At 62.6% G+C, this 12,270-nt stretch carries 13 protein-coding genes; 9 read left to right on the forward strand and 4 right to left on the reverse strand.

What is annotated here, in order from left to right:
• Positions 1-13: 13 nt before the first annotated feature.
• The gene (locus PYR64_RS08050) at positions 14-952 is read right to left on the reverse strand and encodes a BadF/BadG/BcrA/BcrD ATPase family protein (RefSeq protein ID WP_275779922.1); all 939 of its coding nucleotides are present in this window, start codon (positions 950-952) and stop codon (positions 14-16) included.
• 95 nt (positions 953-1,047) lie between these two features.
• Between PYR64_RS08050 and PYR64_RS08055 the strand changes: the two genes are divergently transcribed.
• The 6 genes from PYR64_RS08055 to PYR64_RS08080 all read left to right on the forward strand — a co-directional run bounded on the left by PYR64_RS08055 (position 1,048) and on the right by PYR64_RS08080 (position 6,958).
• Positions 1,048-1,770: a GntR family transcriptional regulator gene (locus PYR64_RS08055; RefSeq protein WP_018777519.1), complete on the forward strand. Its 723-nt coding sequence runs from the start codon at positions 1,048-1,050 to the stop codon at positions 1,768-1,770.
• A 1-nt stretch (position 1,771) separates the two neighbouring features.
• Positions 1,772-2,566, forward strand: coding sequence for an IclR family transcriptional regulator (locus tag PYR64_RS08060; RefSeq protein ID WP_039241167.1), 795 nt, complete (start codon positions 1,772-1,774; stop codon positions 2,564-2,566).
• 228 nt (positions 2,567-2,794) lie between these two features.
• Positions 2,795-3,580, forward strand: a complete 786-nt coding sequence (locus PYR64_RS08065; protein WP_275779322.1) for an SDR family oxidoreductase — start codon at positions 2,795-2,797, stop codon at positions 3,578-3,580.
• Positions 3,581-3,630: 50 nt separating this feature from the next.
• Complete coding sequence (locus PYR64_RS08070; protein WP_275779324.1) at positions 3,631-5,295, forward strand: FAD-dependent oxidoreductase; 1,665 nt, start codon at positions 3,631-3,633, stop codon at positions 5,293-5,295.
• Positions 5,292-5,582, forward strand: coding sequence for a Dabb family protein (locus tag PYR64_RS08075; protein WP_275779326.1), 291 nt, complete (start codon positions 5,292-5,294; stop codon positions 5,580-5,582). The genes PYR64_RS08070 and PYR64_RS08075 overlap by 4 nt, the downstream gene beginning before the upstream one ends.
• A gap of 35 nt (positions 5,583-5,617) precedes the next feature.
• Positions 5,618-6,958: an MFS transporter gene (locus tag PYR64_RS08080; protein ID WP_275779328.1), complete on the forward strand. Its 1,341-nt coding sequence runs from the start codon at positions 5,618-5,620 to the stop codon at positions 6,956-6,958.
• Here the strand turns inward: PYR64_RS08080 and PYR64_RS08085 are convergent.
• From PYR64_RS08085 to kynA, 3 genes are read right to left on the reverse strand one after another with little or no spacing between them, the layout of a single operon-like run.
• Complete coding sequence (locus PYR64_RS08085; RefSeq protein WP_275779330.1) at positions 6,945-7,805, reverse strand: PaaX family transcriptional regulator C-terminal domain-containing protein; 861 nt, start codon at positions 7,803-7,805, stop codon at positions 6,945-6,947. The two genes, PYR64_RS08080 and PYR64_RS08085, sit on opposite strands and share 14 nt — an antisense overlap.
• A 7-nt stretch (positions 7,806-7,812) precedes the next feature.
• Positions 7,813-9,057, reverse strand: coding sequence for an aminotransferase class V-fold PLP-dependent enzyme (locus PYR64_RS08090; RefSeq protein WP_018777526.1), 1,245 nt, complete (start codon positions 9,055-9,057; stop codon positions 7,813-7,815).
• 48 nt (positions 9,058-9,105) lie between these two features.
• On the reverse strand, positions 9,106-9,975 hold the full coding sequence (kynA, locus tag PYR64_RS08095; protein WP_018777527.1) for a tryptophan 2,3-dioxygenase: 870 nt from the start codon (positions 9,973-9,975) through the stop codon (positions 9,106-9,108).
• A gap of 114 nt (positions 9,976-10,089) precedes the next feature.
• On the opposite strand from kynA, the gene PYR64_RS08100 reads away from it, so the two are divergent.
• The 3 genes from PYR64_RS08100 (at position 10,090) to PYR64_RS08110 (ending at position 12,210) form a co-directional block, all read left to right on the forward strand.
• Positions 10,090-10,608, forward strand: coding sequence for an HAD domain-containing protein (locus PYR64_RS08100; protein ID WP_039241178.1), 519 nt, complete (start codon positions 10,090-10,092; stop codon positions 10,606-10,608).
• Positions 10,609-10,786: 178 nt separating this feature from the next.
• The gene (locus PYR64_RS08105; RefSeq protein WP_018777529.1) at positions 10,787-11,992 is read left to right on the forward strand and encodes an inorganic phosphate transporter; all 1,206 of its coding nucleotides are present in this window, start codon (positions 10,787-10,789) and stop codon (positions 11,990-11,992) included.
• Complete coding sequence (locus PYR64_RS08110; RefSeq protein ID WP_018777530.1) at positions 11,989-12,210, forward strand: hypothetical protein; 222 nt, start codon at positions 11,989-11,991, stop codon at positions 12,208-12,210. Before PYR64_RS08105 ends, PYR64_RS08110 begins: the two co-directional genes overlap by 4 nt.
• Positions 12,211-12,270: the final 60 nt, after the last annotated feature.

A 12,270-nucleotide genomic window follows, 5' to 3' on the forward strand; every position in this document is an offset into this window, starting at 1 on the left:
CACTCGTGGTTCGTTACTGCTGGATCAGTTGCCGTGCAAGTTTGACTGCGCCGAAAACGGGGGCTTGGGGGAGTATCCGGACCAACGACGGATCCTCCAAGGACACTTTGCGCGCTACAGCCGCAGCGAGTTGGTCCTGGTTGACCAGCAAAGCGCCGGCCATCACCAAGGGAAGATCCAATCCGAGTTCGCCCAGTACTTGCCTGGCCAAGGACGCCAGGGAGTGGGCTGCCTCGGCCTGGATCCGCAACGCCGCAGGGTCGCCGTCCTGCGCCATCTCAAGGACGAGCGGGGCCAGTCCAGCCCAATGGTCGGGTTCCGGTTTTGCATAGAAGAAGTCCATGAGCTGCAGGGCGTCCACACTGGCCGTGGCTGCCATCAACGATTGGACCAGCGGGCCCGGTTCAAGTCCTGCGTAGTACTCCCGTAAGGCCTCGCGAACGGCGTCCCGGACTACCGAGTATCCACCACCCTCGTCGCCGAGGAGATAGCCGTATCCTCCACTGCGGGCTTCCCGTCCCTCACGGTTCCTGCCCCAGGCCACAGAGCCGGTTCCGGCCACCAGGACCACGCCTGCTTCGAGACCGGCCGCGGCGAGGATGATGCGTGTGTCATGGACCACCTCGATTTTGGCACCGGGAAAATGTTCCGAGAGGAGGGCCGACAGAACGGCCCGGCTCGCAGGGGTGTCGGCGCCGGCCGCTCCCGCACAGACTGCTGCGACACTACCGCCCACACGTGCCGCAATCCGCCGCAGCACTGCGTCCGCGCCCTGGTGCCCCACGGAAGACAGGTTTGCACGTGCTTCGGTGATCTCCAGGCGGGCATCATTGTCCGCCCCGGAGAAGCGGGTGTCGTCGGCGAGAACCGCGTGGGTTTTCGAACCGCCGATGTGGAGCCCGAGGACAACCGGGGCAGCGTTTGTGGCGCTGTTGCTCCCGGACTGCTGCATTTCCTCCAAGTGACATCCCTTCGTCTCACGCCAAGTTTGGCACTCCGCCTAGATTGGCATAGACCAATCCCCTTGTCTACAGGTAGTTTGTCCGCATGTCCGCTGATACAGCTCCGGCAACACCCAAGTACTACATGGTCAAGACCGAAATCCTTGCCCGCATCACGGGGTTGAAGCCCGGTACCCTCATTCCCACCGAGAGGGCTCTTGCGCAGACGTATGCAACGTCCCGCACTACGGTGCGCCTGGCCATCAGTGAGCTTGTTGCCGAGGGGAAGCTGGGGAGGATCCAGGGGCATGGCACTTTTGTCGCACCCCCCAAGGTGACCCATGTGCGGCAGTTGACCTCATTTTCCGACGACGCCCGGATGCAGGGACTTAAACCTGGTTCGACGCTGGTGGCCCTGGATGTCACCAAGGCCAGCCAGGAGGTCGCTGCGCACCTCGGGCTCGCGGAGGGTGGCTTGGTAACCAGACTGGAACGCATCAGGCTGATCGATGGTGCACCACTGGCCCATGAGGTCGCATGGCTTCCGGGAAGGCTTCCACGGTTCAAGGCCAGCCTTGCCAAGGCGGGTTCGCTGTATGCCGCTCTCCGGGACACTTACGGGATAAGCATTGCCGAGGTCGAGGATACGGTGGAAACTGCGTTGGCCGGCCCGGGTGACGCCCGGATTTTGGGGATTGAAATGGGGGCACCTCTTCTGGTGGTCAACAGGCTGGCGCGCGACGGGAAAGGGGCGCCCGTTGAGTGGACTCACAGTACCTTCCGCGGTGACCGGTTCAGGTTTGTCTCGCGCGTGAAATCAGGGGAATAGCGTGGCCAACTCGACTTCCGGCGAGTCCGTCATCCGTCGGGTTGTCCGGCTTGTCGGCGCGTTCGACGACTCCCATCGGACCATGAGCGTCGCCACGCTGGCCCGCCGCTCGGGGCTGCCCGTAACCACCACCTACCGCTTGGTGGACGAGATGCTTGCCGAGGGCCTTCTTGAACGGGAAGCCAATGCCGAGGTCCGCATTGGCACGAGGTTGTGGGAGCTTGTGTCCAGAAGCTCCCGGATGGTTGGCCTGCGTGAGGCCGCGCTGCCCTTCATGGAAGACGTGCAGTCTGTGGTCCGGCATTCAACAACGCTGGGAATTTTGGAGTCCGATGAAGTCCTTTACATCGAGCGGATTGGTTTCAGGGATTCGATGGTGGACATCACCAAGGTGGCCGGACGTCTGCCCGTGCACGGCACATCCTCCGGGCTTGTCCTGCTGGCGTATTCCTCAGCCGCCTATCAGGACCTCTTCCTCTCCCGGACGCTTGAAAAGTTCACTGACGCCACGCTGACCGATCCAGCCGAACTGCGCCGCCACCTGGCAGCGATCCGCCAGCGGGGATTCGCGTCCATGCCCGGGATCATCGTGCCGGAGTCGAGTGGGATCGCCGTGCCTGTCTTCGACCGCACCAACGCCGTCGTGGCTGCCTTGAGTGTGGTGGTGCCCAGGAATGAAGAAAACGCCGCCGTCCGTGTGCCCGTTTTAATGACGGCAGCAAGGGGTATTTCGCGTGCCCTCGGTTGGCGCGGCGAACTCAAGGGCGCTCTTCGCCAAAGCAACGGAAGCATCTGATTCCCGTTCATCGGTAACGCTGTGGCTCTACTCACAGGGCCGCTGGCAAAGTGGAGGACACAGCAGGGCACTGCGGACAGGACCACCGTCCGGAGCCATCCAAGAGGACTCAGACCCTCACGGCATTTCGCCCAAGTTCACGATCAGCCCCTTGAGGCTCTCTTCCGTGCTGCCCTGCGCCGCAGTGATGTTTGAACGCCGCAATGCCGCGGCAGGAGGAGTTTGATCATGGATTCAGAAAGACGCGGAAAGCCGGCCGATGCGGCCCGGCGCGTGGCCGGGAAAGTGGCCGTGGTTACCGGCGGCAGGGGCGACCTGGGGAGCGCGACTGCCCGGCTGTTGGCGGACCATGGAGCCTTGGTGGCGTCGTTGGACCGCGCCGGGGCACCGTCCGGAGGCGGCCGCCCGGGCATCACCGAATACGACGTCGATGTCACCGATGAGTCCAGCGTCGCATCAGCGATCGGGAGACTCAGCAAAGAACTCGGCACCCCGGACATCCTGGTCAACGCAGCCGGAATCATCGGTGCCGCCGGAGCAAGCCACACCGCCTCCATGGATGACTTCAATGCCATCTTTGACGTCAACGTCAAAGGGGTTTGGCTCATGACCAAATACGTCGTTCCGGGGATGATCGAAAAGCAGTCCGGGAGCATCATCAACTTTTCGTCCATTCATGGACTAACAGGTGGAAGCAACGTGCCCCTCTACCACGCAACGAAGGGTGCCGTCCGGCTCCTCAGCAAGTCCGACGCCGCTACCTACGGAATTCACGGTGTCCGCGTGAACTCGATACACCCCGGTTCCATGAACACCAGGATGAGCCGCCGTTCAGCGGAACAGTCCGCGATCGGGGCAGAGGCCTACTACCGGCAATTGGTCGGCAACAGCCCCCTCCCCAGGCAGGGGGAACCGGACGAAATCGCCTACGGCGTTCTTTACCTTGCCTGCGATGAGTCCCGCTTCACCACGGGATCCGAGCTGGTGATCGACGGCGGCTACACCGCTGTCTGAGCCCAAGCATCCGCAACTGAACCACAATTCCCCTCTGAAAGGCATTCTTCGTGAAATTTCTCAACGGCACACAGGCCGGTACCTACGACGTCGTCGTCGTCGGCTCTGGCGCAGGGGCACTGACAGCAGCGGCCACCGCCGCACGGGCGGGCAAGTCCGTCGTCGTGCTCGAAAAGACCGAACTTCTCGGCGGAACCACTGCCGTCTCGGGCGGCATGCTCTGGGTGGCTGACAACCACCATGCCCGCCAAGCGGGCCTGGACGACTCCAAGGAAGCGGCCGCCCGGTACATCCGGGCCGTGGCGCGTGGACGCAGCCGCGAAGAGCTCCTGGACGCTGCCCTTGATTTTGGAGACACCATGCTCCGTTTTGCCGAGGAAGAATGCGGACTGCGCTTCATCTTCCTGGATAACTTTCCGGACTACCGCCAGGACCTACCCGGTTCCGTTGAAGGCGGGCGCACTGTTGAACCTGAACTATTCAATATCCGGGAGGCACTCGGCGACCTCGCCCGCCACGTCCGCTCCGATGGCAGGGCACCGTTCACTATGCAGGAGTATGAGAACTGGGGCGCCTTCACCAAATTTCCGTGGGCTCAACTCAACCAGCGCCAGGACCAAGGGCTCGTGGCCAAGGGGCACGCCTTGATTGGCATGCTGCTCGCAAGCCTGGTCCGGGACGGCGCTGCGCTGGTGGTTGGCGCCCGTGGTCAACGATTGCTTCTCGACGGCGGCCGGGTCACGGGCGTCGAACTCGAATCGGGAGAAACGTTCCTTGCCAACGATGGTGTCGTACTGGCTACCGGCGGATTCGAATGGGACAAGGCCCTGGCCGATTCGTTGCTGGCCTCGCGCCTGTACATTATGTGCTCACCGCCCTCCAACACAGGCGACGGGCTCAGGATGGCACAACGCATCGGGGCACAGACCCGCGGAACCCGCGAAGCGTGGTGGGCCCCCATGTCAATAACGGGAGACACCCGGGACGGGGCACCCGTGGGCACACTGCTGAGGTTCGAACGGCAAGGGCCCGGCTCGCTCATGGTCAACCGGCACGGACGCCGCTTCGCCAACGAGTCACAGAACTACAACGACCTTGCGCGCTGCCTTCAGTCCTGGGATTCGCCCAACAACCAGACCTTGAATACACCGGCACATGTGGTCTTCGACCACGCCTACTTGGAGCGCTACGGCGTCCTTGCACACCGGGCCGGCCAGCCCACGCCCGAATACCTCGTGGAAGCACCCACGCTGGAGGGACTGGCCGCAAAGATCGGTGTTCCTGCCGGGGAACTGAGGGCTACGGTCAGCCGCTTCAACGAATTCGCCGTCAAAGGCGAGGACCCGGACTTCGGCCGGGGTGAAAGCGCCTACGACAAGTACTGGGGCGACGACGACTGTCCTTGGCCCAACCCATCGCTCGGCCCGCTGGTGACCGGCCCGTTTTACGCGATGGAAGTGGTCAATGGTGCCTTTGGGAGCAATGGAGGCATAGCCACGGACGGACGGGCACGCGTCCTGGACGTCGACGGACAACCCATTCCGGGCCTTTTCGCTGCCGGTAACACCACCGAAAATGCCTACGCCGCTGGGTACCCGGGTGCCGGGGCCACCCTGGGTCCCATCATGACCATGGGGTACCTGGCGGGCCGGACCATTGCGAGCCAACCGGCCGAATACGCGGGTGAAAGCGTCATGACAGGGGTGGAAGCATGATCCGTCATGCAGTGCTGTTCAAGTTCAAGCCGGATTTTCCCACAGCCGACAAAGCCGCGTGGATGGCGGGACTGGATGCCATGGACGGCAACATTCCCGGCCTCCTGAAACTGACCCACGGCGCTGACATCTTGCAGCAGGAACGCTCCTTCGACTACGCGATCGTTGCCGACTTCGCCGCGGCGGAAGACATCGAGGTCTACAACACCCACCCGCTGCACGAGCCCCTCAAGAAGTACTCGTTTCCCAACAGCGAACTCATCATCGCCGTCGATTTCCACCTCTGAATCAACGCCTGGACGCCGTTCAAAGGAGAACAGCCATGCAAACAACCGCCAAGCAGCCAACGACGCTGCGCAAAACCCCTGGAAAAGCCGCTTTGGCCTCGTTTCTGGGAAGCACCCTCGAGTACTACGACTTTTTCATCTACGGCTCAGCCGCTGCACTGGTCTTCGGCCCGCTGTTCTTCCCTTCCGATGATCCCGCAGTTGGCCTGATCGGGGCTTTCGCCACGTTTGGCGTGGCCTACGTGGCACGGCCGGTCGGCGGCCTGGTCATGGGACATTTCGGTGACAAGCTGGGCCGGAAGAAGATCCTGCTCATCACCCTGGCCGTGATGGGACTGTCGTCCCTTGGCATCGGGTTCCTGCCGGGTTACAGCCAGATCGGCGTCTGGGCTCCGGTTCTCCTGGTCATTGGCCGCCTGGCACAGGGTTTCTCCGCAGGGGCAGAATCGGCAGGCGCGTCCACCTTGACCCTGGAGCACTCACCGGAAGGGCGACGTGGTTTCTTTACCAGCTTCGTCATGACCGGCTATGCCTCCGGCATGGTGCTCGCGACGATTGTCTTTATTCCTGTGTCCGCTCTGCCCACTGAGGCACTGATGAGTTGGGGTTGGCGCATCCCTTTCTGGTTGTCCATTGTGGTGTTGGGCATCGCCTACTGGGTGCGTACGCACCTGGATGAGACTCCGATCTTTGAAGAAGCAAAGGACCGCAAGGCTGTGGCTCCTTTGCCGTTACGGGAAGTCCTGCGTTTCCAATCTGCGGATGTGGTGAGGGTGATCGGCATGTCCATCATGTCAGTGATGCAGACGATCTTCACGGTCTTCGGTTTGTCCTACGCCACCGGTGCAGCAGGGTTCGACAAGGCACCCATCCTCACGGTGAATGCGGTAGCCATCGGCCTGTCCATGTTCGTGATGCCCCTGACTGCGAAACTCTCCGACAGGTTGGGACGCAGGCCGCTGCTGCTGACTGCGGCCATCGGCTGCTCGGTGACGATCTTCGCCTACTTCGCGGCTTTGTCCACGGGCAACATCTTCCTGGTCTTCGCCGCAGCGTTCATCAACATGACGTTGCTTTACTCCTGCTTCAACGGGATCTGGCCTGCCTACTTTGCCGAACTGTTCGCGGCCCCGGTCCGGTATTCGGGCATGGCTTTGGGTAACCAGTTGGGTTTGGTGGTTGCTGGTTTTGCTCCCCTCGTCGCAGGACTGCTCCTGGGCAAGGGCGACGACGGCTGGCTTCCCGTAGCGGGATTCGCGGTACTGTGCATGGCCATCGCCGGAGTTTCCGCCTTCTTCTCCCGGGAAACGGCCAGGACTCCCATAGGAGAGCTGGGGGAGCCCTACTGGCGGGGAACGGCTGTCAGGAAGCCGTGACCGTCACGGTGTCCTGGAGGGAACGCCGGACGAACTCCGAGCTGGGTTCCGCATAAGCTGCGAGGATCCGTTTGAACAACTCGGCACCTTCGGCCCCGGGCCAGTCGGCGGGCAGGAATGCCTGCGGCAACCCGGGGTCGAGGTAGGGAACGATGCGCCACCGATCGATGCACCGGACGTAGGCAGCGAAGGCGGAGGCGCCGGGTTCGACTTCCGGTGCGGCACCAATGACCGCTGCTGCGTGTTCACGGATGAAATCCCTATGGAGTTCAGCAACTGCTTCCAAGTCCCACCATTTGGACGCCGCTTCCCGGAGGCTGCCACCCACCATGGGTGTACCGGCCACGAAGATTGTGGTTACGTTGCGCAGCCCCAGGTCCGACAGTATTTCCTCCACTTCCACCCGGAGGGAATCCGGGCAGATCCACAGGCCGGCGGCCACTGTCCCGCAGCCGATCCAGTGCAATCTGCGCCGCAGTTGATGCCGTTTCTCACGTTCGGTCTCAGGGATCGAAAACGAAATCAGGCACCAGGGATCCGTGGGCGACATGGTTCGCGGGTTGTAGATCCGGCGGTCGCCGCGGGCAAGCATGGTGGCCGCACCTTCTGTCAGGGTGAAGCCTGGAATGCCCTCCCGGTTCTCCTGCACTAGCACGTCCTTCTTCCGCAAGCGGCCCAGTGCCGTCCGCGTGACTGTTCCCGACGTTCCCAGGGCGTCCATGAGCAACACAATGTCCTTGGTGGACATCCATCCGCCCGCGTCGCGCAAGTACAGGCCGATGACGGTGCGCAGCAATGAGGTTGTGCTCCCTGGACGGGAGTCCATGTCATCGAGGACGGCGCTCATTCCCGGCTCACCGCAATTCGGCGAGGGCGTCGCGGATAGCTGCCACTCCCAGCTCAACCTCGGCGTAGCTGGTGCTGAGCGGGGAGAGGCCGATGCGGAGGCCGTGCGGGGGGCGGAAGTCGGGGATGACTCCCTTTTCCCACAGCTTGGCTGTGACGTCGGCGAAGAGCGGGTGGTCCACGGTGATGTGAGAACCGCGTTCTGCCGGGTCCCGGGGGCTGACAATCTCTGCTCCGAGCGGGACCAGGAGTTCCTCGGACAACGCGATGGCGTACTCCGTGAGTTTGATGGACTTCTCCCGTATGGCGTCCATTCCCACAGTGGCGATAAGTTCGACCATGTCCTTGAGGGGTTGCATGGCCAGGACCGGGGGTGTGCCGGTTATGAAGCGGCGGATGCCCTGCGCCGGACGGTAGGCCTCGGTCATGCCGAAGGGGTTGTCGGCGCCCATCCAGCCCCAGATGGGCTGCTGCAGGCGGTCCTGCTGCGAGGAGTTGACGTAAGCGAAGGCAGGGGAGCCGGGTCCGCCGTTGAGGTACTTGTAGGTGCAGCCGACGGCAAGGTCCACGCCCCACGCATCCAGTTCCATGGGTACGGAGCCCACAGAGTGGCAGAGGTCCCAGAGCATGAGGGCACCGGCTTGGTGCACCTTGGCGGTGATTCCCTTAGCGTCCGCCAGGAACCCTGAGCGGTAGGCGACATGGCTGAGGACCACGACGGCGGTCCGCTCACCGAGGAGCCCGTCGAGGTCCGCGGCGCGGACGCCGCTGGCGGGGTTGGCCGCGATCCATTTGATCGTTGCCCCGCGTTCCTTGGCGATCCCTTCGATGATGAAGCGGTCAGTAGGAAAGTTGTCACGGTCGATGATGATCTCGTCGCGGCCTGGCTGAGCGTCGACAGCGGCGCGGATCATCTTGTAGAGCATGACGGAGGTGGAGTCACCCACCATGGTCTGGCCTGGGGCCGCTCCGAGGGTCACTTCGCCGATGCGGTCGCCCACAGCGGTGGGCTCGTCCATCCATTGTTCGTCCCAGCCGCGGATGAGGCGGCTGCCCCAGGCGTCGTGGACGAAGGAGGCGAGGTTCGCCGCTGTTGCCTTCAGGGGGCGTCCGAGCGAGTTGCCGTCCAGGTACGAGGTGAGCTGATCGGCGTCGGGGGCGTAAAAGGCCTCACGCTGGGCGGCGAGGGGATCAGCGGCGTCCAGTTCGGCCGACGTCTGCAGTGGGCTTTGGGTCTGCTGTGGGGTGGTCATGGCTTCTCCTGCGGAAGTTCTGGGCGGCGCTGCCCGGGGGTGGTGTGCTTAGTTGCCGATTTCGGTGCGGACGGCGTAGAGCTCGGGGAAGAACGTCAGGTCCAGGGCGCGTTTGAGGAAGTCCACGCCGGAGGATCCGCCGGTACCGACCTTGAAGCCGATGGTGCGTTGGACGGTCCGGAGGTGGCGGAAGCGCCAGGCCTGGAAGTTGTCTTCGATGTCCACAAGGTCCTCGCAGGCTTCGTAGAGTCCCCACTGAGTGTCATCCGATTCGTAGATCTTCTGGAAGATGGGAACCAGATCCTTGCGGAAGATCCACGGCTCGCTCGTGTCACGGTTCAGGATGTCCGCCGGGATGTCATAGCCGGCACGGGAAAGGACCCCGAGGAAGGCGTCGTACAGCGTGGGCTCCTCCAGGAGGGTGCTCAGCAGGGCGTGGGCTTCGGGTTCGCTTTCAAAGACGCGCAGCATCCCGCGGTTCTTGTTGCCCAGCAGGAACTCGACTCCGCGATATTGGTAGGACTGGAAGCCTGAGGAGCTGCCCAGGAATCCGCGGAACTGGGCGTACTCGCGCGGCGTAAGGGTGCCCAGGACGGACCACTGCTCCGTCATCGTGCGCTGGATTGCCTTCACGCGGGCGATGCATTTGAGCGCTTTGCCGAGGTTGTCAGCGTCGAAAAGCCGCCTGGCCTCCAACAACTCGTGCAGCACCAGCTTCAGCCAGAGTTCGCTGGTCTGGTGCTGGATGATGAACAACAATTCGTCGTGGTGTTCCGGCTTGCTGAGCGGGTGCTGGGAGCTAAGCAAACGATCAAGGTCCAGATACCCGCCGTAGGACATGGCGTGCCGGAAATCGGTGCGGACGGTGTCCTCGATGTCGCGGACGCTCTGGGCGGAGTGGACTGGGGGCTTTTCCATGAATCGAGATTATCACTTCCATGACGCACGTCAAGAGATTGATTATCGGCTCGCTGCATCCGAACAAACCCCGTTCCCGTAGGCTGGCTTCCATCTATTGGGGAGGGGACGATTGTGGATTCCATGGGGGATGCCGTGAGGCCCGTGTCCATCTACCTTGACGTCGACGGCGTGGTGAACCCCTTCAGTCCGATGGGAACCACGGACTGGGGCGGCGAATGGAGCATCGCCGACGCCGGCATCCTGGAGGTTGCCTTTGCGCCTGAAGCCGTGGCCGAGCTCAACGACCTCGCTGAACATCCCTCCGCCAGGTTCGTGTGGCTGACGACGTGGGAGCGCCTCGCGCCGGAGTTCCTGTGCCCCGCTATCGGCCTGAACGGCCAGGACTGGCCGGTACTTTCAAGCCAAGGCTGGGATGAGGGGCCGGAATGGTGGAAGCTGGTAGCCCTGCAGAAGGACCTGGCAGCGACCGGGAGTGAACGTATTATCTGGCTTGACGACCAGCTCAGCCAGGAGTCCGATGCCCGCTCGTGGGCCGAATACCAGCAGGATCGTGTGCTTTGCATCTCACCGGATCCCCGCAAAGGGTTGAGCCGGGGCGAACTCGCGGCCGTGCGCAGGTATCTGGGGTGAACCGGGGATCCCATACGTTTGGCTGCTCAGTGGATGGCACGTAGGATTCTTAAGGTTTCAAGCCCGCCAGAGTGAATCCCGCAAGCAGGGTCAGTTGAACAATTGCTGAACTATGCTGTGGATGGCAGGTATGGGGAAGTGAAACTGCTGAACGTCGACTCTGCAGATTGGGCAACAGGTGGATATCACCTTCATGGTCGCGCTGGTAATAGCGTTGGCCCTATTCTTTGACTTCACCAACGGGTTTCACGACACAGCCAATGCGATGGCCACGCCTATCGCTACGGGGGCGATCAAGCCCAAGACGGCCGTTGCCTTGGCCGCGGTACTCAACCTTGTGGGCGCATTCCTGTCCACTGAAGTGGCCAAGACCATTTCCGGTGGCCTGATCCGCGAAGGCTCCGACGGCATCCACATCACTCCTGACATTATCTTTGCCGGGCTGATGGGTGCCGTCCTCTGGAATATGATCACCTGGCTCAAGGGCCTGCCGTCGAGTTCCTCGCATGCGCTTTTCGGCGGTCTGATCGGCGCCGCGGTTGTGGGCATCGGATTCCACTCCATCAACTTCGAAACCGTTCTGCAGAAGGTCATCCTTCCTGCGCTCTTCGCGCCGCTGATCGCTGGCGTGGTGGCGTACATCTGTACCCGCCTGGCCTACGCGCTCACCTCACGGCATGATCCCGAAACCGGCGACAAGCTCACGCAAAAGCGAGGCGGCTTCCGCACGGGCCAGATCTTCACGTCCAGCCTGGTGGCCCTCGCGCACGGTACCAACGACGCCCAGAAAACCATGGGCATCATCACGCTGGTCCTGATCGCCGGTGGCACCCAGACACCTGGCAGCGGACCGCAGTTCTGGGTCATCGCCGCCTGTGCCTTTGCCATCGCCATCGGAACCTACGCCGGTGGCTGGCGCATCATCCGCACCATGGGATCCGGTTTGACCGAGGTCAAGCCCGCCCAGGGTTTCTCAGCTGAAACCAGCACAGCCTCCGCAATCCTTGCTTCCTCGCACCTGGGTTTCGCCCTGTCCACCACGCAGGTTGCTTCCGGCTCCGTCATCGGTTCCGGCCTGGGCCGCAAAGGCACCTCCGTCCGCTGGGGCACCGCAGGCAAGATCGCCTTGGGATGGCTGTTTACCCTCCCGGCATCGGCGATCGTTGGTGCCCTGACCGCCCTGCTTGTTGGGGTCGGCGTCGTGGGTGTCGTGATCGCCGCAGTAGCCGGAACGGCAGCCATCGTCTTCATGTTCGTTGTATCCCGGAAATCGCACGTTGGGCACCACAACGCCGTCGAGGTTGAAGAGGCCGGCCACGCCGTCCGGTTCCGCAAGAAGAAGAAGTCCCGAAAGAACACCCCGAGCAAGGACGTGCAGCGATGAAATGGTTGGAACTGCTGCAGGTAGCCGGCGTTACCCTCCTTGCCGCCGTGACGCTCGTGGTCCTGTACTCCCTGGGCGTGCGGCTTACTGCCATTGCCGGCGACGCCCAGCAGAAGTCCCCGGTCCTGATGCGGTCCCTGGCCTACATTTGCTTTGGCTTCTGCGGGGTGGCCGTCCTGTTCGGCATCTACCTGATTGTTCCGTACTTCGGAAAGTAGCAACTGCGGGTAGCAACTACTCTGGCAGCTTCGTCCATTCGGGAGAATAATCGGCAGTGT

The sequence above is a fragment of the Paenarthrobacter sp. Y-19 genome, assembly GCF_029223985.1.
Taxonomy (GTDB): Bacteria; Actinomycetota; Actinomycetes; order Actinomycetales; family Micrococcaceae; genus Arthrobacter; species Arthrobacter nicotinovorans.